This window comes from Simiduia litorea, from assembly GCF_042853465.1.
Lineage (GTDB): Bacteria > Pseudomonadota > Gammaproteobacteria > Pseudomonadales > Cellvibrionaceae > Simiduia > Simiduia litorea.
This window is the reverse complement of record NZ_AP031497.1, coordinates 4123267-4146001: the sequence shown is the minus strand read 5'-3', so window position 1 is coordinate 4146001 and position 22735 is coordinate 4123267. Positions and strand designations below refer to the sequence as shown.

33 protein-coding genes are annotated in these 22735 nt (G+C 44.3%); 30 read left to right on the top strand and 3 right to left on the bottom strand.

Annotated features, from left to right (window positions below):
• The first annotated feature begins 1193 nt into the window (after positions 1–1193).
• From ACGHTT_RS18395 to ACGHTT_RS18275, 25 genes are all read left to right on the top strand, one after another.
• Positions 1194–1454, top strand: a complete 261-nt coding sequence (locus ACGHTT_RS18395) for a hypothetical protein (RefSeq protein WP_390592457.1) — start codon at positions 1194–1196, stop codon at positions 1452–1454.
• Between the two features lie 646 nt (positions 1455–2100).
• Positions 2101–2373 carry a hypothetical protein gene (locus ACGHTT_RS18390; RefSeq protein WP_390592460.1) on the top strand — a complete coding sequence of 91 codons (273 nt, stop codon included), beginning with the start codon at positions 2101–2103 and terminating at the stop codon, positions 2371–2373.
• 168 nt (positions 2374–2541) lie between these two features.
• A complete protein-coding gene (locus ACGHTT_RS18385) occupies positions 2542–2796 on the top strand; it encodes a hypothetical protein (protein ID WP_390592459.1) in 255 nt (84 codons plus the stop codon).
• Positions 2797–3288: 492 nt separating this feature from the next.
• On the top strand, positions 3289–3549 hold the full coding sequence (locus ACGHTT_RS18380) for a hypothetical protein (RefSeq protein ID WP_390592457.1): 261 nt from the start codon (positions 3289–3291) through the stop codon (positions 3547–3549).
• Between the two features lie 117 nt (positions 3550–3666).
• Positions 3667–4155, top strand: a complete 489-nt coding sequence (locus ACGHTT_RS18375) for a hypothetical protein (protein ID WP_390592456.1) — start codon at positions 3667–3669, stop codon at positions 4153–4155.
• Positions 4156–4208: 53 nt separating this feature from the next.
• Positions 4209–4745, top strand: a complete 537-nt coding sequence (locus tag ACGHTT_RS18370) for a hypothetical protein (RefSeq protein ID WP_390592454.1) — start codon at positions 4209–4211, stop codon at positions 4743–4745.
• An 89-nt stretch (positions 4746–4834) separates the two neighbouring features.
• The gene (locus tag ACGHTT_RS18365) at positions 4835–5179 is read left to right on the top strand and encodes a hypothetical protein (RefSeq protein ID WP_390592453.1); all 345 of its coding nucleotides are present in this window, start codon (positions 4835–4837) and stop codon (positions 5177–5179) included.
• Between the two features lie 468 nt (positions 5180–5647).
• On the top strand, positions 5648–5914 hold the full coding sequence (locus ACGHTT_RS18360; protein ID WP_253358386.1) for a CopG family ribbon-helix-helix protein: 267 nt from the start codon (positions 5648–5650) through the stop codon (positions 5912–5914).
• Positions 5911–6201 (top strand): type II toxin-antitoxin system RelE/ParE family toxin, encoded by a 291-nt coding sequence (locus tag ACGHTT_RS18355; RefSeq protein WP_390592452.1) that lies wholly within the window; start codon positions 5911–5913, stop codon positions 6199–6201. The genes ACGHTT_RS18360 and ACGHTT_RS18355 overlap by 4 nt, the downstream gene beginning before the upstream one ends.
• An 18-nt stretch (positions 6202–6219) precedes the next feature.
• Positions 6220–6639, top strand: a complete 420-nt coding sequence (locus tag ACGHTT_RS18350) for a zf-TFIIB domain-containing protein (protein ID WP_390592451.1) — start codon at positions 6220–6222, stop codon at positions 6637–6639.
• A 76-nt stretch (positions 6640–6715) separates the two neighbouring features.
• Positions 6716–7138, top strand: coding sequence for a DUF4259 domain-containing protein (locus tag ACGHTT_RS18345; protein WP_390592450.1), 423 nt, complete (start codon positions 6716–6718; stop codon positions 7136–7138).
• 85 nt (positions 7139–7223) lie between these two features.
• Positions 7224–7517 (top strand): hypothetical protein, encoded by a 294-nt coding sequence (locus tag ACGHTT_RS18340; RefSeq protein WP_390592448.1) that lies wholly within the window; start codon positions 7224–7226, stop codon positions 7515–7517.
• Between the two features lie 704 nt (positions 7518–8221).
• Positions 8222–8575: a hypothetical protein gene (locus tag ACGHTT_RS18335; protein ID WP_390592447.1), complete on the top strand. Its 354-nt coding sequence runs from the start codon at positions 8222–8224 to the stop codon at positions 8573–8575.
• 790 nt (positions 8576–9365) lie between these two features.
• A complete protein-coding gene (locus ACGHTT_RS18330) occupies positions 9366–9728 on the top strand; it encodes a transposase (RefSeq protein ID WP_390590745.1) in 363 nt (120 codons plus the stop codon).
• Entirely contained in the window at positions 9725–10561 is an 837-nt protein-coding gene (locus ACGHTT_RS18325; RefSeq protein ID WP_390594989.1) for an IS3 family transposase, read from the top strand. The genes ACGHTT_RS18330 and ACGHTT_RS18325 overlap by 4 nt, the downstream gene beginning before the upstream one ends.
• Positions 10562–10634: 73 nt before the next feature.
• A complete protein-coding gene (locus ACGHTT_RS18320; protein WP_390592446.1) occupies positions 10635–10967 on the top strand; it encodes a hypothetical protein in 333 nt (110 codons plus the stop codon).
• A 139-nt stretch (positions 10968–11106) separates the two neighbouring features.
• Complete coding sequence (locus ACGHTT_RS18315) at positions 11107–12093, top strand: hypothetical protein (protein ID WP_390592445.1); 987 nt, start codon at positions 11107–11109, stop codon at positions 12091–12093.
• A 141-nt stretch (positions 12094–12234) separates the two neighbouring features.
• Positions 12235–12516: a hypothetical protein gene (locus ACGHTT_RS18310; RefSeq protein ID WP_390592443.1), complete on the top strand. Its 282-nt coding sequence runs from the start codon at positions 12235–12237 to the stop codon at positions 12514–12516.
• Between the two features lie 111 nt (positions 12517–12627).
• Positions 12628–12990, top strand: a complete 363-nt coding sequence (locus ACGHTT_RS18305; protein ID WP_390590745.1) for a transposase — start codon at positions 12628–12630, stop codon at positions 12988–12990.
• Positions 12987–13823, top strand: a complete 837-nt coding sequence (locus ACGHTT_RS18300; protein WP_390594989.1) for an IS3 family transposase — start codon at positions 12987–12989, stop codon at positions 13821–13823. Before ACGHTT_RS18305 ends, ACGHTT_RS18300 begins: the two co-directional genes overlap by 4 nt.
• Before the next feature lie 70 nt (positions 13824–13893).
• Positions 13894–14376 carry a hypothetical protein gene (locus ACGHTT_RS18295; protein WP_390592442.1) on the top strand — a complete coding sequence of 161 codons (483 nt, stop codon included), beginning with the start codon at positions 13894–13896 and terminating at the stop codon, positions 14374–14376.
• A 132-nt stretch (positions 14377–14508) separates the two neighbouring features.
• Positions 14509–14868: a hypothetical protein gene (locus tag ACGHTT_RS18290; protein ID WP_390592441.1), complete on the top strand. Its 360-nt coding sequence runs from the start codon at positions 14509–14511 to the stop codon at positions 14866–14868.
• A gap of 699 nt (positions 14869–15567) precedes the next feature.
• Positions 15568–16026 (top strand): hypothetical protein, encoded by a 459-nt coding sequence (locus ACGHTT_RS18285; protein WP_390592439.1) that lies wholly within the window; start codon positions 15568–15570, stop codon positions 16024–16026.
• 63 nt (positions 16027–16089) lie between these two features.
• Positions 16090–16584, top strand: a complete 495-nt coding sequence (locus ACGHTT_RS18280) for a hypothetical protein (protein WP_390592438.1) — start codon at positions 16090–16092, stop codon at positions 16582–16584.
• Positions 16585–17351: 767 nt separating this feature from the next.
• The gene (locus ACGHTT_RS18275; protein ID WP_390592437.1) at positions 17352–17741 is read left to right on the top strand and encodes a hypothetical protein; all 390 of its coding nucleotides are present in this window, start codon (positions 17352–17354) and stop codon (positions 17739–17741) included.
• Between the two features lie 50 nt (positions 17742–17791).
• Here ACGHTT_RS18275 and ACGHTT_RS18270 read toward each other — a convergent pair whose 3' ends face one another.
• Positions 17792–18748, bottom strand: a complete 957-nt coding sequence (locus ACGHTT_RS18270) for an IS110 family transposase (RefSeq protein ID WP_390592436.1) — start codon at positions 18746–18748, stop codon at positions 17792–17794.
• A gap of 293 nt (positions 18749–19041) precedes the next feature.
• Here ACGHTT_RS18270 and ACGHTT_RS18265 point away from each other — a divergent pair, with 293 nt between their 5' ends.
• The gene (locus ACGHTT_RS18265; protein ID WP_390592434.1) at positions 19042–19641 is read left to right on the top strand and encodes an RDD family protein; all 600 of its coding nucleotides are present in this window, start codon (positions 19042–19044) and stop codon (positions 19639–19641) included.
• Positions 19642–19723: 82 nt separating this feature from the next.
• On the opposite strand, the gene ACGHTT_RS18260 is transcribed toward ACGHTT_RS18265, so the two are convergent.
• The gene (locus ACGHTT_RS18260) at positions 19724–20041 is read right to left on the bottom strand and encodes a CcdB family protein (RefSeq protein ID WP_390592433.1); all 318 of its coding nucleotides are present in this window, start codon (positions 20039–20041) and stop codon (positions 19724–19726) included.
• Entirely contained in the window at positions 20041–20286 is a 246-nt protein-coding gene (locus ACGHTT_RS18255) for a type II toxin-antitoxin system CcdA family antitoxin (RefSeq protein WP_390592431.1), read from the bottom strand. Before ACGHTT_RS18255 ends, ACGHTT_RS18260 begins: the two co-directional genes overlap by 1 nt.
• A gap of 153 nt (positions 20287–20439) precedes the next feature.
• Between ACGHTT_RS18255 and ACGHTT_RS18250 the strand changes: the two genes are divergently transcribed.
• The 4 genes from ACGHTT_RS18250 (at position 20440) to ACGHTT_RS18235 (ending at position 22614) form a co-directional block, all read left to right on the top strand.
• The gene (locus tag ACGHTT_RS18250) at positions 20440–20979 is read left to right on the top strand and encodes a DUF7010 family protein (protein WP_390592429.1); all 540 of its coding nucleotides are present in this window, start codon (positions 20440–20442) and stop codon (positions 20977–20979) included.
• Between the two features lie 114 nt (positions 20980–21093).
• A complete protein-coding gene (locus ACGHTT_RS18245; RefSeq protein ID WP_390592428.1) occupies positions 21094–21447 on the top strand; it encodes a hypothetical protein in 354 nt (117 codons plus the stop codon).
• Positions 21448–21540: 93 nt separating this feature from the next.
• A complete protein-coding gene (locus ACGHTT_RS18240; RefSeq protein WP_390592427.1) occupies positions 21541–22083 on the top strand; it encodes a hypothetical protein in 543 nt (180 codons plus the stop codon).
• A gap of 114 nt (positions 22084–22197) precedes the next feature.
• Positions 22198–22614 (top strand): GFA family protein, encoded by a 417-nt coding sequence (locus ACGHTT_RS18235; protein WP_390592426.1) that lies wholly within the window; start codon positions 22198–22200, stop codon positions 22612–22614.
• Positions 22615–22735: the final 121 nt, after the last annotated feature.

Sequence of the window (22735 nt, the reverse complement as noted above, 5' to 3'; positions counted from 1 at the left end):
TTTTTGCTTTACGCTAACGCTAGCAAAAAATAATCGCCTACACTACGGCCCCTTAGCAAGGCGTTATGGTCACGCGTAATATGAGAATAGTTTTAATACTAAGTATATTTCTTGCATCATGCTCGGCTCAAGAAAGCGTGCTGCCATCTACGGAAAGGAGCTGTAATTTCACAGCTCAGCAACAAAAATCAGCTTGGTCTAATGTCACTGCACAACTCATTGAGAGATATCCTGACCATGCAAAGTTCTGCGAAACGAATGTTCCAGCATCATCTAAAGTATTTGAAGTCGTGAAAGGTGAATGCCGCGTGTACTTAGCTTGTGCACAAACCGTAGAAGGCCATTCTCTACTTCACGGTGACTGGATCGTTGTAGTAAACGAACAAACACAAAAGGTTATGGGGTTCTATGATGTCGCTTGGTAGTACAAGCCATAACAAACGCCACCAATACGCCGCTGCGCGGCTGGACTCGCAACTAGTCGTTGCTCGCCATTGTGGCGGGCGTTAATGTGCTCTGCCTTTTAGGGAAGTTTTGGTTCACGTAAAGTGAATCGCATAAGATTTTAGAAATCGGTATCAGGGAATGTGCCGCGTCAACATCGCAGTCCTTCCCGCTACCCAAATGTATTCCGCAGTGCCTTCAAGTGTGGCATTCTTGCGGGTAAAATTAATTGGTTGTGGTTTCGCTGGCGCTCAACAACGTACTTTGTAGGTGGCACGGCAGATCGCAACTTTAACAAGGGTGGCCAAGTCGCAGCTATCGCTGCTGGACGGCCTCCGCGTTGCTGCGGCCGCCCTTGCCACCGGCGTTATTTGCTATTAGAAAGAATTTAATCTTTCGATATGGTTTGTAGTTTCATCGGTGCAGTCCAAGGCACCAAAGGCATAAAGGATTGTGCTGTGTTCAAACGTATCAATCCTTTCTTCGTGCCTCATTGTAGATTTATGGGGCGGCTAAAAAGCCGCCAGATTGTGGTGTGCCAATAAGTGGGTACATCTCAGGGTGGCAAGTAAGGTATTCTTGCCGTTAAATTTCAGGCATAGCTAGGGCGTCAAGGCTTGGGGCATTTTCTAAAGAAAATCAATTGTGCAAATAACAAGCGCAAACAGCCGACTCGCTACGCTCCCGGCTGTTGCGGGCGTTATGTGTACTAGCAAACATTCGCTCCTATTCGTAAGTTGGCTTTAAGCATGAAAATACTCAGTTCGATAATGAAGGTCCTTGGCGTTTTGCTTATAGCTTTATCTTTGCTAGCCTTTGGCAGTGATTTTCTACCGGTTGGTGGTATAAGCTTTGGTGGTCATGAAACATCCAGCGGTAAGTATGAGTTTTATAAAATTGTGCCGTCTGAAGGCGTAAATTTTGTATATGTAGGCCTCATGCTTGCTTTACTCGGGGTGGTGTTTTTTCTTGTATCATCCTTGCTAAAGAAAAAGTACAAAGCCACATAACAAGCCACTGTAGCCGACAGCTCACACTCCGCTTGGTTTGTTGTGTTGTCGCTACGCTAACACAACAAACAAGCTCCATGTGGCTGCGGCTAAGTGGGGCGTTAAGTGAATTCATGAAGATCCTACTATTGGTTTTGATTTGGATACTAATGTCCGGAGCGGCTGATGCTTGTGTAATTAGCCCCTTTAAACGGACAGCATTATACTCCGATCAATTATTAGAGAAGAGTGATGTGATGTTCTTTGGACGGTTGAACTCCGAAGTTTTTGATGAAAGCACTAGTACTCAAACAGCTGTATTTACTGTTATAAAATCGTACAAAGGAGATGTCGCCGGGGAAGTGGTAGTGTCGAATAAGTTGGTCTCTAGTTGCTCTCGTGCATTTCAGGTACTGCAAAGCGCGTTCTATGTTTTTGCTATTAAGGGTGAGAGGCCCAATACATACGCCCTACCAAGATCAGCAACATTTATTCCTCTGGGTAATGCAATTGAGTACGAGTGGTCTCCGGAGTAAATCACTTAACAAACAGCTCAATCTGACCTCCACTCCGTTGCTTCGTTTGCGCTTAAACGCTACGCTAGCTCAAACCAACCAACTCCGTTCCGGCAGCTTAGCTGGGCGTTATGTGTCACAAGGAGTAACAAGTGCAAATTGAACCATCAGCAACATGGCTACAAGTAGTCGCTGTATGTGGTGCAGTAGCAGCGATGCTATACGGCTTAAACATAATCTATAAGCGCATCAAAGCTAAAAACCAAGGCTTCGGTCCAGCCACGCTAAAAGCTGTTGGTGTTGTGCTGTTTATTCCAACCATTTTAATTCTTGCTGTAGTAACTAATTTTCAATCTGAAACTTTGGCTGCTTTACTAGGAACAGTCGCTGGCTACGTCCTTTCCAATGGCAAGTCCGATGACTAAACACATAACAAGGCAAGGCAAAATCGCCCTGCGGGCTGGACGCGCTAACGCGCGCCTTTGCTTGCGGCGTTATGCATCAACAGGGAAGATTTGACTTTGAGTCGTAGTACAAAGATTCTTACAGTGCTTCTTTTACTATCCAATCTCGGTTGGGTAGTAGCTTATAGTATGCAATCTTTAGATCATGGAATTACGCAGTCATATCAATCAGCCAGTTTCGACACTTTGGATAGAATGCTTGATCAGGCCTTAGTGGTAGCCAATTTCAATCTGGTTGGTAAGCCTCTTTCTGAAGTTCAATCTACTATCGAAAAGGACAGTTACGGCTCAGCCCCCTTCATCAAAGAAGGCTGCTTATATGCCGGTGGTTTATGCCTAGAAATTGGTACAGATTCAAGAATCGTCAAAGTACGAACTGAGTAAAAGCATAACAAGGCTAGGCAACATCAGCGCACAAAAACACGTGCGCTTGGACGCCCAACACTCCGCTTCTTTTGTGTTGTCGCTACGCTCCAAATTAACACAAAAGAAGCTACGTATTGGTCGCCGTTGCTAGCGGCGTTAATGTGCTCTGCGAATTTTAGTTAAGTTTTGTGCCACTCAGAAAGAGAGTGCATTAAGCAAGTCTATCGGTATCAAGGAAAGTGCCGCTCCCAGTAAGTCACCTTTCCAGTATCGCTAGCTAGTTCCGTAACGCCATCAAGTGTGGCATTCTTGCGGGTAAAATTAGTGGTTACGGTTTCGCTTGCGCTCCACAACGTACCCTGTTGTTAGCGCGGCAGATCGCAACTTTAACAAGGGTGGCCAAGCTCGCAGCTATCGCTGCTGGACTCGGCGCTAATCGCGCCTCGCCCTTGCCACCGGCGTTATGTGTACTAGCAAACATTCGCTCCTATTCGTAAGTTGGCTTTAAGCATGAAAATACTCAGTTCGATAATGAAGGTCCTTGGCGTTTTGCTTATAGCTTTATCTTTGCTAGCCTTTGGCAGTGATTTTCTACCGGTTGGTGGTATAAGCTTTGGTGGTCATGAAACATCCAGCGGTAAGTATGAGTTTTATAAAATTGTGCCGTCTGAAGGCGTAAATTTTGTATATGTAGGCCTCATGCTTGCTTTACTCGGGGTGGTGTTTTTTCTTGTATCATCCTTGCTAAAGAAAAAGTACAAAGCCACATAACAAGCCACTGTAGCCGACAGCTCACACTCCGCTTGGTTTGTTGTGTTGTCGCTACGCTAACACAACAAACAAGCTCCATGTGGCTGCGGCTAAGTGGGGCGTTACGTGTAATTGAGAATGCAGAGAGATAATCTAGAAAAAGAGCTTCGAGTATTGATTGGAAAGACCGTTGATCGGAAGGGAAATGCTTGTAATTCCCTGAATATTCACTTCGGTGATGTTTCGTTCTGGATCGATCCAAGCTGGAGATATGAAGCAAACGGCAAGATTATAATTGCTAGTGGTGATTTTGCCGCACATGATTCCTATGAATCTAAAGAGGAGTATGAAACTGATTTTCATCGTTGTTGTGCGGTAACTGACCCAATAAAGGGTGCGCAATTAACAGCTGTTGAGATCACTCCACAGAATGATCTAGTAATGGAGTTTAGTGGTGGGCAAGTTATACGAACATTTCATACATTTATCGAAGATAATGAAGAGAATTGGTATGTTTCATTCTTCGATAAAAGCATAAGATATCTTGCGCTTGCAAATGAAATCACTGCCGAGAAAATCACACGTAACAAGTCAAAGCAGCAAGGGCCTTCGGCCGGGACGCACTAACGTGCGCCCCTGTTTGAGGCGTTAGCAACCCCAAAACGTTGGAGAAATTTATTGTGGATCAAAACCCTTATGCACCCGGAAGTGCTGACTTGAAAGAGAATGAGATGAAGAAAAGTGGTGGGTTTTTGTCCATTATCAAGAAGATATTAATTGGGTTTGGTGTCGTATTGGCGTTAATTATAATTCTTCTTGTTTGGGCTGGTATCACAACATCAAAAACCTATGGGAAGTTTGACGGTGTAGCCGAACCTTACATCAGGGAGTTTCTAAGAAATCAAAGCCCGTGGAACTATGAGCTCGCAAAGCCACAATTAAGTTTTTCTTGGTTGGAAGTAACTACCGACGAGCAGGGTGACAAATTATTCAAATATTTTAACAAGCTAGGAGCTTTGAAATCCATAGATTCTATTGAATGGCAGCGTTGCGCTAAACAAGCGCACACTTCAACAGGTAAGATTGAACGCTGCGATTATAGTGTTTCAGCTACATTTGAGAGTGATGTGGCTCAAATATACATGGGGCTTTCGCTGGAAGAGGATGAGCTTAAAATTATACAACTCCAAGTAAATTCAAATGCATTTATGCAATAAATTGCTAACAAAAGTATCTTGGCCGACATTTTTGTCGGCGCTTGAAAAACAGCACCAACAAAAATGCGCCAAATACTGGCGTTAAGTGAGTGGAAATAATGGCGTATCTGTTAATGGGCGGCATAGGCGTATTGTATTCGATGCTTTTGGAGGCTGTAGCAAAAGAATGGAATCGGTACTTGCCAGCTGCAATTGCGTTGGTATTAACATTAATAGCGGCATCAGTAAATTGGACTGAAAGCCTAACTATCAACCTATTGAATTATGTTGGATTTGTGGTTTGGTTTTTCTCTGCGGTAATAGCTATTATATTTCTTAGGGCGAAAAGTTATGGAAAAATTCAATCAGAACATCTTGTTTTCGCTGTAGGTGCTATTTCTTGGGCAGGTTTTTCAAAAGTACCATATTTTTTAGGCAGTCTTTTCGGTGTGTAATTCACTTAACAAAGTGTTCAATTTCGTTGCAGCCGCAAAAGACACGGCTTCCACTGGACAGCCTACGCGTTGCTTCGGCTGCCCATTAACACGGCGTTAATGTGCTCTGCGATTTTGTTGTCGAGTTCGTACCGTTTAAAAAGTAAGTGCTGTATTCAAGTCTATCGGTATCAAGGAAAGTGCCGCTTCTAGTAAGTCATATTTTCCATATCGCTAGAGAGTTCCGTAAGGTCATCAAGTATGGCATTCTTGCGGTAAAATTAGTGGTTACGGTTTCGCTTGCGCTCCACAACGTACTCTGTTGTTGGTGCGGCAGATCGCAACCTTAACAAGGGTGGCCAAGTCGCAGCTATCGCTGCTGGACTCGGCGCTAATCGCGCCTCGCCCTTGCCACCGGCGTTATAAATCAAGTCTAGCCCTGAACCTCGTGCTGTATTACAATGTAATACAAGCTTTGTAGGAGGTTCTATGAGTATTACTAGTGTTCGCCTAAATGATGATATTGAGAAACCACTTGATCTTCTGGCTCAGAAACTCGACAGAAGTAAAAGTTACCTTATAAATCAAGCGGTTAGGGAGTTTGTCGCTAGGCAGGCAGTCGAAGAGTCTCGCTGGGAAGAAACTCTTGAAGCAATCGATTCTGTAAGGCGGGGTGAGCTTATAGACGAGTCTGAGGTGAATGCTTGGCTCAATAGCTGGGGAACCGAAAGCCTTCTGAAAGCCCCTGCAAAATGAGGCTGCGTTATACACCGCAGGCGGTTGGTGACTTGAAACGCCTTCATGATTTTATGGCACCTAAAAGCCCTTTGGCTGCAAGAAAAGCTGCCATAGAAATCCAGGAAGCTGCAGAAAGACTTAAAGTGTTTCCGAAAGTTGGTCTTCCGGTTTCCCGTGCAGAAAACCCAGATCTACTTCGTGATCTATATATTGGCAACTATACCATCAGGTACCAAATATCTTCATCGGAGGCTATCAACATTCTCCGTATTTGGCACAACAAAGAAAATGAAAAAAATTTATAACAAGGCAATGAATAGATTATGAAGTGTCCAAACTGCATAGAGAGGTTGGCGCCTACGGATTCAAGTGGGATACAAACCTATTCATGTAAGTACTGTAGTGGTGTTTGGGTTCCGGAGCGGTCGATAGCAGCGCTTTTAGTTAAAGAGAAGAAGAGTATTACTACTCAGCGCTTGGTGTTTGAAGCAAATGACGTCGGAGTATCAAAGCGGAAATGCCCATGCTGTACTAACGTTGCCCTTCACACCATAAGTGTTCAAGATATAGATATTGATGCGTGTAAGAAATGTTATGGACTATTTTTTAATCCAGACGCTCTAAAAGGCTTGTTTCCCTGCTCGCATAAATCTCAAACAGGTGAGGAGAGCGGTGTGGGGGAGCAAATTGCAGTGGAAGGTGTGTTTTGGTTAATAATCGCATTTTTTACGGGTTCATGTTAGTGCATAACAAACGCAAGCATCCGACTCGCTGCGATCCCGGCTGTTGCGGGCGTTATGCATACCGAGGAGAGTAGACATGGGAGCATGGAGCGAAGATAACTTTGGAAATGATGACGCTGGAGATTGGGTCTGGGGTTTAGAAAAGTCCAAAGGGCTAGATACTCTTTTAGCACCTATTCGATCGGTATTGAGTGAAAACGATTACTTGGAATCCCCAATTTGCTCTGAAGCATTAGCAGCATGTGAAATTATTGCCGCTGCTGTTACAGGCGACGAATCATTGATACCCCAAGAAGCGAAAAACTGGCTAGGTAAAAAGCAAGGCTTAATCTTTGGCTCTAAACCGAATATAGAGGTGGCTCATTCTAAAATGGCATTAGAAGCAGTGAAAAAAATTACGTCTGGCTCGGAGTTGCAAGAGCTGTGGGAAGAAAATGGCGAAAACAAAACATGGCGCGCAGTACAAAATACACTCATTGCCAAACTAGAAAATGCATAACAAAGCCAGCCAGAGGGATGCCAAAACCGCCGCTTCGCTCTGGTTTTGTCACCCCTGCTGGCGGCGTTATATTTGAGGTGAAACTTTGAAGTACGGTGTTCGTCTGCAAGGCGATAACTACGAGATTAGGGTAGAGGAGCAATGGAAGCTTCTTGGCTTTGTTACAACAAGATTTGTTAAAGCTTCCTCAATCGAAGATGCTGAGAAAGCAGCACTTGACTTAATCCTGAAAGATCCTCATTTGAATAATTTGATGAGATCCAATTCAGAACACATTGCCAAGGTTCACGTAACAGAAATGTGGTCGGAAAAATGGTGGAAGCGTACTGGTGGGAAAGGCTATAGCTTCTTTCCCATGGAAGAGGATGGCCAAATATAACAAGCGGTTGTAGGTTAGCCGCACAAAAAACGTGCGGCTGCGACGGCTTACGCTACGCTCCAGCCGCGCCTAAACCGGGCGTTAATGTGCTCTGCGATTTTGTTGTCGAGTTCGTACCGTTTAAAAAGTAAGTGCTGTATTCAAGTCTATCGGAATCAAGGAAAGTGCCGCTTCTAGTAAGTCATATTTTCCATATCGCTAGAGAGTTCCGTAAGGTCATCAAGTATGGCATTCTTGCGGGTAAAATTATTGGTTACGGTTTCGCTTGCGCTCCACAACGTACTCTGTTGTTGGTGCGGCAGATCGCAACCTTAACAAGGGTGGCCAAGTCGCAGCTATCGCTGCTGGACTCGGCGCTAATCGCGCCTCGCCCTTGCCACCGGCGTTAATGTGCTCTGCGAATTTTCGTTAAGTATTGTGCCACTCAGAAAGAGAGTGCAGTAAGCAAGTCTATCGGTATCAAGGAAAGTGCCGCTTCTAGTGCGTCATATTTCCCGTATCATTAGAGAGTTCCGTAAGGTCATCAAGTGTGGCATTCTTGCGGGTAAAATAAGCAGTTGCAGTTCCGCTGGCGCTTCACAACTTACTCTGTAGGTGGCGCGGCAGATCGCAACTTTAACAAGGGTGGCCAAGTCGCAGCTATCGCTGCTGGACTCGGCGCTAATCGCGCCTCGCCCTTGCCACCGGCGTTATGAATTACAAACATGATTCTACTCAGAGAGTATGAAAACGAGGTCGATGCGAAAAACCTTGCTGAAAGATTGAGAGCTAAAGGCATATTCACTCACGTATCTAGTCGTCAATCTAAAAGGATAGGAGCGTTTGCAACTGGTGCGCTTAAAGTTGGGGTTTGGTCTGTTTTGGACCATCAGGCTAAAGATGCAATAGCGTTGTTATCGAATAGTCGGCATCAAGTTGAAAACCCTCTAACAGAAGGGGAGATGGTGGAGATTGAAGCAAAGATCAATTCCTCTGGCGGGGCTTTATTCAATGCAGCAATCCTGACTCTATCGGCCATGGCTTTGGCCCTAGTAGGCGCTTATGTACTCTTTAAATAGTGTCGGCACTCATAACAAGCGCATCTTGTTCGCCGCTATAAAACGCGGCGGGACGGCTACGCTGTCGCTTCGCCGCCCCAAATGCGGGCGTTATTTCGCCTTACCTTTTTCAGTTAGTTTTAGTTTCATAATGTAATTCAAAAGTGTGCCAGTAAGTCGGCATGCCAGCATCAGGGGATGTGCTGCATCAAAGTCCGCAGTATCGCTCCCTGTGCTAATAGTAGGTTTGTCGTGTAAATCCCGCTGCATGCCTACATCGTGGGTAGCCCTAAGTGGGTTCCAAAAGGTTTCAAGTAAGGTATTCTTACCCAAATACTTGGCCTCTGGCTTCGCGTTGCTCCGCTAAGCGCGTTGTAGCAGGTGCAAACCGGCGGCCAATAACAAGCGGCTCTTGTGCGCCGCTAAATACGCGGCGGGACGGCCTACGCTATGCTCCGGCCGCCCCAAAGCCGGGCGTTAATGTACTCTGCGAATTTTCGTTAAGTATTGTGCCACTCAGAAAGAGAGTGCAGTAAGCAAGTCTATCGGTATCAAGGAAAGTGCCGCTTCTAGTGCGTCATATTTCCCGTATCGTTAGAGAGTTCCGTAAGGTCATCAAGTGTGGCATTCTTGCGGGTAAAATAAGCAGTTGCAGTTCCGCTGGCGCTTCACAACTTACTCTGTAGGTGGCGCGGCAGATCGCAACCTTAACAAGGGTGGTCAAGTCGCAGCTATCGCTGCTGGACTCGGCGCTATAGACCTGCACCACTTTAACGGACAGTAAATTACTAATCCGCTAAAGGGGTTCACAATGGGAATAACGAATAAAAGTCACTACGACAGCTATACCTTGGCCTACAAGATAAATGCAGTCAAACTCAGTAAGCGCAAGCACGTTAAGGCGATAGACGTCGCAGAAGCGCTGGGGATTCATCCAGTCATGCTGTATCGTTGGCGACAAGAATTTAAAGAAGGTCGCCTTTCCGAGAATAAGTATATGGTTGTCAAATCACCACCTAAACCCTCCAAAGAAGATCAGCAGGCATTGCAGTCGGCTAAAACACGCATCAAAGAACTCGAAAAACGTTTGGCAGCTAAAGAGGAAGAGGTAAATATCCTAAAAAAGGCCAAACGGTTCTTCTTGGATCAGCGCAAGAAAGATACGCGTTCATAGAGAAGAACCGAGACAGCCACAAAATTGTAGCTATGTGTGATTACCTCGACGTTTCACCAAGCGGTTATTATGACTGGCGGAATCGCGATACAAGCGATCACGCTCAGTACGATGAAGTTCTGGCTGCCCAAATTAAGGAAACGCATGTCGGTCATAAACGTAATTACGGCGCTGTTCGTGTGCACCCATATTTAAAGAGTTTGGGTTATTCGTGCAGCCGCAGGCGCATTAATCGTTTGATGCAAGTTAATGGCATTAAGTCGATATACCATGCATATAGGCAGAGGCGCGCCAGCGGTAGCAGCTCCCTGGTGGCAGAAAATGTACTGGCGACACAAGATAAAGCGATTGCTTTCGGCGAGCATTGGGCTGGGGATATGACCTACCTAAAAACAGGAGAAGGCCCTATGTACATGGCGGCTGTTCTGGATCTATTTACACGAAAAGTTATTGGCTGGGGTTTCTCGCGCTATCATGATACCGACTTGGTTAGCGGCGCATTAAAGATGTCGCTAATATCTGAGAGCGTAAAGGTAGGTTGCATCTTCCATAGTGACCAGGGTTCTGAATACTGTTCAGAAGCATATCAGCGGATTGTTACGAATGCTGGAATGGTCAGTAGCATGAGTCGCGCCGGCACGCCAACAGATAATGCATACGTAGAATCATTTTTTAAGACACTAAAAAATGAGTTGGCACATCATTGGAAATTCAGGACGATGGTCGAATGCGTGGCTAGAATTGTTGATTATGTTGAGTTTTACAACGAGGATCGACTACACTCGAGCTTAAATTATGTGTCACCTAAAACGTATCAAACAAAGAATGCTTAGTGTCCGTGAAAGTGGTGCAAGTCTACTAATCGCGCCTCGCCCTTGCCACCGGCGTTATGTGTAAGTGGAGAGTATGACTAGCACATGGAAGCCCGTCAGTATTGATTGGCTAAAGAGTGACATCGAGAGCCAACTCTATCTGCTAGAGGACGGAGCTATAAACTTATGGAATCTTATAAAAATAGAGCCAGTAAAATGGTCTTTGCCACCACTTGGCGATGAAGGTGGTGGGTTTTACGTAGTTGCTATATGGGGCAAGAATGTCCTTTGGTATAACGATATTGAAGATGGTTACAATATAAGCAGCTATAAAGAGCAAGGCCAAATTGATGAGTACTATTCGAATCAAAATGAGCTACATCACTCTATAAACTATCTCTATGAATGCATCGAAAAAAACACATAACAAACGCAGTCACACCGGCCTATCGGCCTCGACTCGCTACGCTCGCGTGTGCTGCGGGCGTTAATGTGCTCTGCTTTAAAGGAGAGTTTTGGTTTACGTAAGGTTAATCATACGAGATTTTAGAAGTCGGTATCAGGGAGTGTGCCGCGTCGTTATCGCAGTTTCTCCCGTCGTAAAATTTAGGTTTCGCAGGTTTGTCTCGTATGGCATTCTTGCGGGTGAAATTAGTGGTTACGGTTTCGCTTGCGCTCCACAACGTACCCTGTTGTTGGCGCGGCAGATCGCAACTTTAACAAGGGTGGCCAAGAGCGCAGCTATCGCTGCTGGACTCGCTAAACGCTCGCCCTTGCCACCGGCGTTAACCCCTAAGGAGAGTTCGGTGCACGAAATAGGAATACCAAGCATGTTCTTAACTCATGCATCAGATGTGCTCGGAGATACCAACGATGGGTTATCGGGTAGTAATATAGTTAAGGCATTTACTGGCTATGCATTCGATCTGAATGTAAATATTCCGCACGCATCTTATCCATTCGATGCTGCAAATAAGAGAACAGCACTCCTTGATAATTTGAGGTGCTTTGAGCCAGAAGACCAATATAGAATTATTAAAGAGCTATGTGAGCATCCAAAGCTTCCTCAGCCTGTGCCGGATTCGGTCAACAATCTAAAAATACAATTAATCGCCAGATATAGTGATCAGTTTGGCTCAGTTAGCTCTGAAACATTAAATGTTACGTTAGTAGAAGAAGCAAAGCATTGGCTATCCGATTTTTCTGATAGCCTTAAACTATATGAATCCGCTTTGACGAAATTCAACAATAATGTATTTGAGCGAAACTTGTTGGATGACCTTAGGCTTTCCTTAGAGTTGCTTTTAAAGAGCATTTTCAGCAATTCAAAGTCTTTAGAAAACCAAATACCACAAATAGGTAGTTTCATAAACTCAAATGGAGGCTCAAAAGAGTTCTCAAATATGTTTCGCACGCTAGTTGATTATTATTCAAAGTATCAAAACTCATTCGTAAAACACAACGACGCAGTTGTTGAGGAGGAGGTCGAATTCATTTTTGAAATGACATCGTCCTTCATGAAGCATCTGGTAAAAATGAGTATAAAGGGTTAACAAGTCAAAGCACGCGGACGTCGCTAAGCTCCGCCGGTGTTTGAGGCGTTATATTTTCTGCGTGAAATTGATATGACTGCGAAAATTGTTATAGGCCTAATGCTATATCTCTATTCATTTCCATTGATGGCATGCTTGGATATGATTAAGCCAGAGCTTGAATCGATACCACAGGTAGAGTGGTTTAATTTTGAACCAAAAGTAGATGAAGCAAAGGTGATGGCGGAAGTATCTATTAACGAGTACGGAGGGATTACAAATTTTAAAATTGTATCAATTTCCCCATCCGGGCTGCCTGAAGCGCCATTAAAGGCTGCTATTCAGCAAGCGCGCTTCACCCCAATGAGGTTTAAAGCATCAACTTCTAAAGCATGGTCTACATCTGCGCACAAAATGAAATATGAGTTTACAATTACGTGGTAGCAAATATAACAAGGGTGGCCAAGTCGCGGCTATCACCGCTGGACGGCTTACGCTATAGACCTGCACCACTTTAACGGACAGTAAATTACTAATCCGCTAAAGGGGTTCACAATGGGAATAACGAATAAAAGTCACTACGACAGCTATACCTTGGCCTACAAGATAAATGCAGTCAAACTCAGTAAGCGCAAGCACGTTAAGGCGATAGACGTCGCAGAAGCGCTGGGGATTCATCCAGTCATGCTGTATCGTTGGCGACAAGAATTTAAAGAAGGTCGCCTTTCCGAGAATAAGTATATGGTTGTCAAATCACCACCTAAACCCTCCAAAGAAGATCAGCAGGCATTGCAGTCGGCTAAAACACGCATCAAAGAACTCGAAAAACGTTTGGCAGCTAAAGAGGAAGAGGTAAATATCCTAAAAAAGGCCAAACGGTTCTTCTTGGATCAGCGCAAGAAAGATACGCGTTCATAGAGAAGAACCGAGACAGCCACAAAATTGTAGCTATGTGTGATTACCTCGACGTTTCACCAAGCGGTTATTATGACTGGCGGAATCGCGATACAAGCGATCACGCTCAGTACGATGAAGTTCTGGCTGCCCAAATTAAGGAAACGCATGTCGGTCATAAACGTAATTACGGCGCTGTTCGTGTGCACCCATATTTAAAGAGTTTGGGTTATTCGTGCAGCCGCAGGCGCATTAATCGTTTGATGCAAGTTAATGGCATTAAGTCGATATACCATGCATATAGGCAGAGGCGCGCCAGCGGTAGCAGCTCCCTGGTGGCAGAAAATGTACTGGCGACACAAGATAAAGCGATTGCTTTCGGCGAGCATTGGGCTGGGGATATGACCTACCTAAAAACAGGAGAAGGCCCTATGTACATGGCGGCTGTTCTGGATCTATTTACACGAAAAGTTATTGGCTGGGGTTTCTCGCGCTATCATGATACCGACTTGGTTAGCGGCGCATTAAAGATGTCGCTAATATCTGAGAGCGTAAAGGTAGGTTGCATCTTCCATAGTGACCAGGGTTCTGAATACTGTTCAGAAGCATATCAGCGGATTGTTACGAATGCTGGAATGGTCAGTAGCATGAGTCGCGCCGGCACGCCAACAGATAATGCATACGTAGAATCATTTTTTAAGACACTAAAAAATGAGTTGGCACATCATTGGAAATTCAGGACGATGGTCGAATGCGTGGCTAGAATTGTTGATTATGTTGAGTTTTACAACGAGGATCGACTACACTCGAGCTTAAATTATGTGTCACCTAAAACGTATCAAACAAAGAATGCTTAGTGTCCGTGAAAGTGGTGCAAGTCTACTACGCTCCAGCCGCCCTTGCCACCGGCGTTATACGTAATCAATCATGAAGAATGTTCTAATTTTATTGTCGTTAATTGCAACTAAAGTTTATTGCATAGAGATTGCAGAACCACCACCAGTTGAACTCCTTTTACTTCCGGAAGAAAAGACATTCGATGGCCAGGTAAAATCAGGCGCTCATGGTGAAAAAGAATACTGCTTTGAAACTCATGGTATTTTCGTTGTTTACGCCGAAAATCTACTGGGCGAAGGGTTTTCTTTTCATAAGGAAAAGCCGAATTTAAACTGTAAAGAAAGGAATAATTTCGAAAACACTAAAAATATCATGGGTTTAACCGTAGGACTTACTGTTCAAAAAGCAGAAAAGCTTATTGGGAAAAAACTAGAAGAAGGTGAAAATGAAATTATATGGCTATATCAGAGGCCCATTAATAATCAAATATTTTATGACCAAACGGTGTTAAATATACAAGTAAAAAATGGGGTGGTGAGTGAAATTAAAATATTTAATACAGTTACCAACTAAACGTATAACAAATCATTGCACAAGACCCGAACTGCGTTCCTAAAATTTGCAATTCGCTGCGCTCATTTTACTGCAAATTTGTTCCACTCCGTACGGTCTTGTGAATGAGGCGTTATGCACCTAGAGATTGGAATGGATAGTAAAATCGCAGGAGTTTTGAGCCTCTTAGGTGCGACAGCCCTTATAGCATTTTGGTGGGTGTATCTTTTTGCTGCTAGGCCTGACTGCCTAGATTCTTTTCAATCGGCAATTGATTCAGTCAAGTATGCACTTTCACCAGTTGAGGCTGGGAGCTGGATTTTTGTTGCTACATTGGTTTCAATCGTGCTTTGTCTAACGGCTAGCCTGATTCAATTTTTTGGTAAGCAAAAGAGATTTGCCATGTACCTTGTAGCTGCTCATACTGTAGCTGCAATTTTTATATATACATGGTCAGTGGTGCTCTTAATTGCGGCGCCACTTTATTATTTTGTTAAGTTTAAAAATGCATAACAAGGGTGGTCAAGAGCGCAGCTATCGCTGCTGGACTCGGCGCTAATCGCGCCTCGCCCTTGCCACCGGCGTTAATGTGCTCTGCGATTTTGTTGTCGAGTTCGTACCGTTTAAAAAGTAAGTGCTGTATTCAAGTCTATCGGAATCAAGGAAAGTGCCGCTCCAAGTAAGTCACCTTTCCAGTATCGCTAGATAGTTCCGTAAGGTCATCAAGTGTGGCATTCTTGCGGGTAAATTTACTGGGCTGTGGTTCCGCTACGCTGCACATCGTGCTTTGTAGGTCGTGCGGCAGTTCACTACATTAACAAGGGTGGCCAAGAGCGCAGCTATCGCTGCTGGACTCGGCGCTAATCGCGCCTCGCCCTTGCCACCGGCGTTAATGTGCTCTGCGAATTTTCGTTAAGTTTTGTGCCACTCAGAAGAAGAGTGCAGTAAGCAAGTCTATCGGTATCAAGGAACGTGCCGCTCCAAGTAAGTCACCTTTCCAGTATCGCTAGCTAGTTCCGTAACGCCATCAAGTGTGGCATTCTTACGGGTAAAATTAGTGGTTGCGGTTTCGCTTGCGCTCCACAACGTACCCTGTTGTTGGCGCGGCAGATCGCAACTTTAACAAGGGCGGCCAAGTCGCAGCTATCGCTGCTGGACGGCCTCCGCGTTGCTGCGGCCGCCCTTGCCACCGGCGTTATGAGGCTAGCTAGATTGAAGCTCATCTTAGCAATATTGTTTTTGATTCCGGTGAGCGTTTTTGCGTGTAAAAAGGGAAATGAATTTCCTTACAGAGTGAAATCGCTTATTGATGAGCCATTTACAACTGGGCAGTGTTACCCATTTGAGGCTAGATTTCCGACAACTTATGATGGCAAAACCGTCAGAATGGCGTTTGTAAGATTTTACTCCAAAGGTGTGGCAGTAAGAAAAGGATCTGACGAAAACGCAGAATTTGAAGCTGAGGTAAAAATATCAGAATCTCTCGATGATAATGAATCTATCGTCAGGTTGTGCCTCTCGGCAGATGTTGCGAAAACTACAGTAGTAGAACTGGCTTACGAGACCGTATATCCACCAGGATACAAAGGTCCAATAGCAATGTATGGCCCAACGTTTTACGCCATGAAGGGCTTCGGAGATAAACTGGTTGAAAATGCACATAACAAGTAAAGGCAAACCGACGCGCAGACAGCGCGCGCGGTTGCTTTAGGCGTTATGTTTCATGAGTAATCGATGATCTGGCCATTTAAAAAGAAGAATTTGGATTCGCAGTTCGTTGGGCTAGAGGAAGTGGTTCAGGGGCTGGATCGCGCTGCTGCTAAAGCCATAGCTATCGAAGTAATAGCTGAAATGGGAGATGAGCTCATTAGCTTGCCAAGCTATGATGGTGGTAATTGTAAGCCTATCTATGGCACGACAGATTTTTTCCTAATGTACCCAATTTTTGATCCGCTATTCATGGACTTGTATCTATCATGCGAGCACTTCGGAACTTCTAAGCATTCACCAGAGTTGGTCCGCATTGGTTACAATTCGGGATGGTCAGAGGTTGTAACGTCCAATTCAAGCGAGGCCGTATTTACAGTTTATCCTGACGACCAAAATGATATTGAGTTGGTGGTATCAGATGAAGCTGCTTCAATTTGGCATTTTGTTTTGCTGCAACTGGTGGCCATATATCCTCAGCTTATAGCCCCGCTGTTAGTCAAACATAACAAGCGGTTGTAGGGTCGCCGCACAAAAAAACGTGCGGCTGGGACGGCTTACGCTGCCGCTTCAGCCGCCCCTAAACCGGGCGTTATATTTTTAGAGAGTTCTGATGGACGGTGCAGTACCTATAATTTATTTAAGTATCGTCTCATCTAGTGCTTTAGGTGTGTTAGTGGCCATCGTATTATTGCCTGTATTAATATTTCGTGCTCGTCATGTAGCTTCAAAGTCAGTTTTGGCCTCAAAGGTTTCGCTCGCATTCACAATTGTTGCATTGGTTCTATTTTTGGCGTTTTTCAATACTATTATAGGTGGCCCAATATTAGGTTCGCTGCTAACTTTAGCTTTATTGCTATGTATTGGCACCTTCAAATGGTGCAGCTCAGTAGCAAAATATAACAAGCGGTTGTAGGTTCGCCGCACAAAAAACGTGCGGCTGCGACGGCTTACGCTACGCTTCAGCCGCGCCTAAACCGGGCGTTAATGTGCTCTGCCTTTTAGGAGAGTTTCGGTTCCAGCAAGCGGAATCGCGCAAGAGTTAAAGATTCGGTATCAGGGAGTGTGCCGCGTCAATATTGCAGTTTCTCCCCCCGTAAAATTATAGTTCCGTAGGGTCATCACGTATGGCATTCTTGCGGGTAAAATTAGCGGTTACGGTTTCGCTGGCGCTCAACAACGTACGTTGTAGGCAGTTAGGCAGATCGCAACTTTAACAAGGGCGGCCAAGCTCGCAGCTATCGCTGCTGGACTCGCTAACGCTCGCCCTTGCCACCGGCGTTAAGTATATGAGAATAATTACTTTTCTCCTGATTTCTATGACCTGCTCAGCATTTGCAGATACTCATGAATTAGGGTGCCAAGATCCTTCTGGAGTATATGAATCTCCAAAGGGGGCAATACTATATATTTCGCAAGACCTAGAGGTTGAGGTTATAGCCAAAGACAAAAATCAGATTTTTATAGGGGAAATTATTGACTTTGAAGAATACAAAATTTCAAAATACAACAATTTTTCTAATTCACCTGAAATACTTTCAAAAAACGATGATTTAGCCAGCTGGGCATTAATGCACATAGATGGAAATTGCCAATCTATAAAAATGGGGTGGTTTATAGGTGAGAAGCTTGGAAAGAGAAAGATGGTTGGAAAGTACTTTTTTGAAAGAAATACTTAACAAGCGACTGTGGTTCTAAGTCAAGCCTTCAGTAACGTATTTTTTTCATCTTATGCCGCTTGCCATGACCTTTTATCACGTACCATGGCGTTCAAAATTGTCATCATTTTTCTCATGCACGCTGTAAGTGCGACCTTTTTATGTTTGCCTTCCGCAACTAATCGGTTGAAGAATCGCTTCATTATCTGGTTGCACTGAATAGCGCTCATCATTGCCATGTACAGCATCGTCCGTATAGGTGCCCGACCGCCTTTTATTCGTCGCTTGCCCCGCATCGAGCCGCTGTCTCGGTTGTAGGGCGCCAAGCCGCACAGCGCACCTACCTGTCGACTGGTTAGTTGGCCAAGCTCCGGAAGCTCTCCCAGAAGCGTATAAGCAACACCAGGGCCTATGCCTGGCACGCTTAAAAGGAGGTCATAAGTTTTCTGCCACTCGGTAACCAATGCAACCTCTTTGTTGAGCTTTGTGTTGACCCAATTGAGCTCCTTTTCGATAAACTTGATCATCCTGTTGTGGGAGCGCTGCAGAACATTCTGTGCCTTTTGTTCACGATTTAGCTCTTGAGTTCTAGCTTCCATTAACTGCCTTTTCCGCGCTAGTAAATCTCTGATATGCCTTATCTTTTTGCTGCTTATGGGCCTAATTTCTGGTTTCATTACTGCCCCGAATTGTGCAATCACTCTTGAATCGATTCGGTCCGTTTTTGCTAGGACGCCTTGTGCTTTTGCAAATTGGCGAACATTGATTGGCTGCACCACAACAACTGGGAGCTCGGCTTCCGCCAGCACTTCGACGAGTGTTCGTTCATAGCCACCCGTAGCCTCGACGACGATACGAGTCAGATTAAAGCGCTTGAGCGTCTTTCGGAGCTCCTTAATGTCATCTAGTGAATTGTAGATTTGCCAATACCTATCGAGCTCTAGGATGTATATATCCAAGAACGTTTTACCTACATCTATACCGATATTTCTCTGATGATTAATGCCAGCTTTGGTAGTTGTTTTCATGACTCACCCTTGCTACATTCGAGCTCGAGGCTCATTCGACTGTTCGAGTTAAAAGTAGGATCAGCAAAGCTCCCTTGCTTGTTAACGGGCTCGATAGTATCGGCGCCTTGCAACCACCGGAATGCTTTGCTGAATGTCTGTTGCTGCAGACATGAGCCTCACCTTATCGCTTTAATAACAGGAAGGGAAATCATGTTATTTCAACCATACAACGCAACCAAACCGGGCTGTCGCCCTCGACTCGCTACGCTCGCGTTTGTTGCGGGCGTTAAGTGATTTACAGAGAGATGAGCATGGAATCAGAAATTGATTTTTCTAGGTACTCCCTTAGCGATCTTTATTCTTCGGCGGAATCAATAGATCGCGAGAAATACCCTGAAAGAGCAAAAACTATTGACGCTTTGATTATTGAAAAAGAACGAGAAAATCCCGAGGAACAACGAAAAAAGATAGAGGTTGGAGACAAGGCTAGCAGGATAGACCGTTTATGGGCGGCACTGATTGATGGATTAATACAATACATTGCAGCTCTGCCGCTTATATACTACGTCGGGTTTGATGCGCTGAAAGCTCCTACTCCAATGGTTTCGGTTTTCGGTTTTGCGTATGGATTTGTAGTGATTATGCTACTTCATGGCCAGCTTTTATATCACTCTGGTCAAACTGTTGGGAAATACTTTATGTCCATTCGCATAGAGAATCTAAATGGGACTAAGGCAAATTTTAAGAAAATAGTATTGCTAAGAATTTTACCAATGGCGCTCATTATGCAGATTCCTGGCTTTGGTTCCTTTATAGCCGCATTCATTAATCCATTAATGATATTTGGCAAAGAAAGACGGTGTTTACATGACCACATAGCGGGCACAAACGTTTGCTACACCAACACTTAACAAGCGGTTGTAGGTTCGCCGCACAAGAAAAAGTGCGGCTGCGACAGCTTACGCTACGCTCCAACTGCGCCTAAACTGGGCGTTAAATTCCGGTAACCAGAAAGTCTATCGCAGCAACGATGTCATTGCGGCTAGTAGCCAATGAGCCTTCCTTCTTTTTGAGGAAACTGCGAGATACGCTAGTAATTTGGTGGGTAAGAAGAGCGAATTTTTTGCCCTTGATTTCCACCATGGGGCAGAGATTTTCTGGGTAGCTCTTGTCAGAGTTGCTGATAGGGGTTAGGGGTATAACAGCTCTACTATTTAGTGTGTCGAGCAGCTGGTTCTGAATATCAACAAAATACGGATATGTCTTATTGGTGTCTTTGTCTGTATTGATGTAAAGGTCAAATTGGTCCATCAGAATGCCCGGTGTTTATCTGAGAATAAGCCGTTGTGTTCGGTCAGTTCGTTGCAGGCATCAATGGCATCACGGTTGTTCTCGAGCCACAGTTTTTGTCTTTCTTTACGTACCTTTTCAGTTAGTGCCTGTTCAAGAGTTGCCGAAAGGTTTATGTTTAGGTTGCGAGCTTCGGCAAGTAACTCTTTGTTTATACTGAGATTTGTGGCTTTTTTAGGGGCTGAGTTGTCGATTAATGGTTGCATTTCAATGGCTCCCAGCATAGCTTATGCGCATCAATAGTGCGCACTATAGTAGTTGGCAGCATTTAACAAGTCAATCAGCTACGTGCCTTCGGCGCCGGACGCGCTAAGGCGCGCCGGTTATTGAAGCGTTATGTAATTCAGGGATAAAGGTGCATGGATTCAATTAAAGAAGCACAGAAGGATATGAATGAGGCCTATTTTTATGGCGTGCCAGGTATCGTGTCGTCAGGAACTATATGGTTATTTGCGGGTATAATTTCGCTTCTAATAGCTCCCAAAATAGGAATCGCAACTTTAGTCTTCGGTGGTACTTTGATCTTTCCTGCTTCCGTCTTGGCATGTAAGGCATTAGGGCGTAGTGGTAAGCATAGTAAGGATAATCCGCTTGCACCGCTTGCCATTGAAGGAACAGTTTGGATGCTTCTTTCTATTCCTATTGCAATAGGAGCTGCATTAACTAGCTTGGACTTATTTTTCCCTGCAATGCTACTTGTTATAGGAGGAAGGTATTTAACCTTTAATACAATTTATGGTTCGCGTATTTATTGGGCGCTAGGCGTTGTTTTAGCCGTTTCGGCTGTGTTAATTACTGTGCTCAGAGTGCCGGTCTATATTGGTGGTCTAGTGGGAGGCATCATCGAATACCTTTTTGCTTTTATAGTATTAATACAAGCCGAAAAATATAACGATTAGCTTCACTTGAAAAATATTGCCATGGTCGTTTTTTGTATGTTGTTTAGCGTCATTTTACAAAAAAATCCGCTCCGGAATATTTTCAGTTGAGCAAGGCGTTAAGAGTTGTCGTAAATGACTAAAGATTCGACTGCTAGCGATAAAGAAATTGGATATATTGTTTATGCGTTTATTCTGGCTGTCCCAGTCTTTTTCGCGTGGATGGCATTCAATAAACATACGCAGAATACTAAATGGCTGAAATTTGAGGTCGTTGGCACAATGCAGACCGTTGCAGTATCTAGCAATCGAGGTGGCCCTCACTTCGTAGCTCGAGTTAAGCTTGAGAGTGGCCAAGTTGTTGATGTTAGCCTGCCCACCGTGAATAATTTTGAAGAAGGTAAGCTAATTATTGTTGGCTTATCGAAAGATCCAAAAAATAGCAGCAAGGTATACACTTATTTGCGGGCAGCAGAAAGTGGCCCTTAACGTAGGTACAGCGACAAGTTGTCTGCTGCGCTTCAGCTTTGTTCTTGCTGCGGGTGTTAACTAATCATAAGCCCAACCGAAGAAGGAACGTCAATGAAATTTTTTCAAAGTCTAGCTCTTATCAGTATGACGCTGTATGTAATTGGCTGCACGCATGTGACTAGTAATTATGGAGCGTCGCCGAAAAATGTTGATTTAATCAAAAGCTCCGGTGTAAAAGAAATATCCGTCGGTGAATTCACTTCTAAATCTGGCAATCACACTTCTATAACTTGTAGAGCTGCTGGCCCCGTTAAAAACAAAAATGATCTGAGCTTTGAAGACTATATTGAAGGTGCATTAAAAAACGAGCTCCAAATGGCTGGTGCTTACAAAGATGACGCTGAAGTAAAAATATCCGGATTAATAGATAAGCTAGATTTCAATTCCAATATTGGTGCTGGTAAATGGATGATTAATGCCACAATTTCGTCTCCAAATTCAAGCGGGTACTCCATCACTAGTACGCACGAATTTTCAACAAATTTTGTTGCTGATAAAGCTTGCCAGCAAGTAGCGCAAGCCTTTGAGCCTGCAGTTGAGGAGTTCATTAATAAAATTATTTCGCATCCAAAATTTTCATCCCTTGCCAAATAGTTAACAAATAGTAGCCCATTACCCCTGCTGCGCAGGGGTAGGCTGCTAACTGCTTCGCAGCTGTCAGCCTGTGTTTTAGATGTTATTTGCTTTCATCAATTTAGGAGTTTTTCAATGTCTTGTTCTCAGGCTCGTTGCCTTTGTGGTTCCGTAAAAATTACGGCAGAAAATATCGATACGAAGTTTACGGTTTGCCATTGTCAATCATGCCGGACTTGGGGTGGCGCTCCATTTTTTGCGGTGAAATGTGGAACTCAAGTGACGTTAGCTGGTGAAGATAAAGTCAAAATGTACAAGTCGTCGTCTTGGGCTTCACGAGGCTTCTGTACTGAGTGTGGAACCCACCTATTTTATAAGTTCAAAGAAACAGGTGAGTACAATATGCCGGTGGGCTTATTTACAAACTTGGAAGGGCTGAAAATGGACATGCAATATTTTAGTGATATGCGCCCGAGTTATTATTGCTTTGCAAATCAGACTAAGGAAATGACTACCGAAGAAATTATGGCCCACTTTGCGGATAAGGTGTAACCAAACATATAACAAGCAATTTAAGACTAATTCCCAAGGTTTGGTGCTCTAGTTTCAAAGTTGAGTTTTGCTTTACAGTGCAATGTTTAGGTTAGGCTGTAGCGTTGCACCCTTTAGTTGG

What these genes read in the sequence shown, in the direction of transcription:
- ACGHTT_RS18395 (WP_390592457.1), top strand. Translation starts at nt 1,194, where the DNA reads ATGAAAATACTCAGTTCGATAATGAAGGTCCTTGGCGTTTTGCTTATA.
- ACGHTT_RS18385 (WP_390592459.1), top strand. Translation starts at nt 2,542, where the DNA reads ATGCAATCTTTAGATCATGGAATTACGCAGTCATATCAATCAGCCAGT.
- ACGHTT_RS18380 (WP_390592457.1), top strand. Translation starts at nt 3,289, where the DNA reads ATGAAAATACTCAGTTCGATAATGAAGGTCCTTGGCGTTTTGCTTATA.
- ACGHTT_RS18375 (WP_390592456.1), top strand. Translation starts at nt 3,667, where the DNA reads ATGCAGAGAGATAATCTAGAAAAAGAGCTTCGAGTATTGATTGGAAAG.
- ACGHTT_RS18360 (WP_253358386.1), top strand. Translation starts at nt 5,648, where the DNA reads ATGAGTATTACTAGTGTTCGCCTAAATGATGATATTGAGAAACCACTT.
- ACGHTT_RS18355 (WP_390592452.1), top strand. Translation starts at nt 5,911, where the DNA reads ATGAGGCTGCGTTATACACCGCAGGCGGTTGGTGACTTGAAACGCCTT.
- ACGHTT_RS18350 (WP_390592451.1), top strand. Translation starts at nt 6,220, where the DNA reads ATGAAGTGTCCAAACTGCATAGAGAGGTTGGCGCCTACGGATTCAAGT.
- ACGHTT_RS18345 (WP_390592450.1), top strand. Translation starts at nt 6,716, where the DNA reads ATGGGAGCATGGAGCGAAGATAACTTTGGAAATGATGACGCTGGAGAT.
- ACGHTT_RS18335 (WP_390592447.1), top strand. Translation starts at nt 8,222, where the DNA reads ATGATTCTACTCAGAGAGTATGAAAACGAGGTCGATGCGAAAAACCTT.
- ACGHTT_RS18330 (WP_390590745.1), top strand. Translation starts at nt 9,366, where the DNA reads ATGGGAATAACGAATAAAAGTCACTACGACAGCTATACCTTGGCCTAC.
- ACGHTT_RS18320 (WP_390592446.1), top strand. Translation starts at nt 10,635, where the DNA reads ATGACTAGCACATGGAAGCCCGTCAGTATTGATTGGCTAAAGAGTGAC.
- ACGHTT_RS18310 (WP_390592443.1), top strand. Translation starts at nt 12,235, where the DNA reads ATGATTAAGCCAGAGCTTGAATCGATACCACAGGTAGAGTGGTTTAAT.
- ACGHTT_RS18305 (WP_390590745.1), top strand. Translation starts at nt 12,628, where the DNA reads ATGGGAATAACGAATAAAAGTCACTACGACAGCTATACCTTGGCCTAC.
- ACGHTT_RS18295 (WP_390592442.1), top strand. Translation starts at nt 13,894, where the DNA reads ATGAAGAATGTTCTAATTTTATTGTCGTTAATTGCAACTAAAGTTTAT.
- ACGHTT_RS18290 (WP_390592441.1), top strand. Translation starts at nt 14,509, where the DNA reads ATGGATAGTAAAATCGCAGGAGTTTTGAGCCTCTTAGGTGCGACAGCC.
- ACGHTT_RS18280 (WP_390592438.1), top strand. Translation starts at nt 16,090, where the DNA reads ATGATCTGGCCATTTAAAAAGAAGAATTTGGATTCGCAGTTCGTTGGG.
- ACGHTT_RS18275 (WP_390592437.1), top strand. Translation starts at nt 17,352, where the DNA reads ATGAGAATAATTACTTTTCTCCTGATTTCTATGACCTGCTCAGCATTT.
- ACGHTT_RS18270 (WP_390592436.1), bottom strand. Translation starts at nt 18,748, where the DNA reads ATGAAAACAACTACCAAAGCTGGCATTAATCATCAGAGAAATATCGGT.
- ACGHTT_RS18265 (WP_390592434.1), top strand. Translation starts at nt 19,042, where the DNA reads ATGGAATCAGAAATTGATTTTTCTAGGTACTCCCTTAGCGATCTTTAT.
- ACGHTT_RS18260 (WP_390592433.1), bottom strand. Translation starts at nt 20,041, where the DNA reads ATGGACCAATTTGACCTTTACATCAATACAGACAAAGACACCAATAAG.
- ACGHTT_RS18255 (WP_390592431.1), bottom strand. Translation starts at nt 20,286, where the DNA reads ATGCAACCATTAATCGACAACTCAGCCCCTAAAAAAGCCACAAATCTC.
- ACGHTT_RS18250 (WP_390592429.1), top strand. Translation starts at nt 20,440, where the DNA reads ATGGATTCAATTAAAGAAGCACAGAAGGATATGAATGAGGCCTATTTT.
- ACGHTT_RS18245 (WP_390592428.1), top strand. Translation starts at nt 21,094, where the DNA reads ATGACTAAAGATTCGACTGCTAGCGATAAAGAAATTGGATATATTGTT.
- ACGHTT_RS18240 (WP_390592427.1), top strand. Translation starts at nt 21,541, where the DNA reads ATGAAATTTTTTCAAAGTCTAGCTCTTATCAGTATGACGCTGTATGTA.
- ACGHTT_RS18235 (WP_390592426.1), top strand. Translation starts at nt 22,198, where the DNA reads ATGTCTTGTTCTCAGGCTCGTTGCCTTTGTGGTTCCGTAAAAATTACG.